The sequence below is a fragment of the Streptococcus sp. KR genome, assembly GCF_002238115.1.
GTDB lineage: Bacteria > Bacillota > Bacilli > Lactobacillales > Streptococcaceae > Streptococcus.
Map to the genome: position 1 here is coordinate 1 of NZ_NGVM01000343.1, position 225 is coordinate 225.

Genomic DNA, 225 nt, shown 5'->3' on the forward strand with positions numbered 1-225 from the left:
TATCAATGTATTTTACCTTTCCAGTCACAGTTAATTGGATTCCGTTGTCATACACCAAAGTTCGTAAGTGATTTTTCTTTAAGTATGACTTCCAACTATTAGTCACAGTTGATGGTTGACCATATTTTGACTGAATATCTGATGGTGTTAAATAATTTTTGAACTGCAAATTATCCGGAGTATTTACATCCATAGCCTGTTGAAAGAATTCTTGAAGATTATTTG

At 32.0% G+C, this 225-nt stretch carries 1 protein-coding gene; it reads right to left on the reverse strand.

The window, feature by feature from the left end:
- Positions 1 to 225: protease pro-enzyme activation domain-containing protein (locus tag CBI42_RS12220; protein WP_256963852.1), on the reverse strand; the 225-nt coding region annotated here is incomplete at both ends.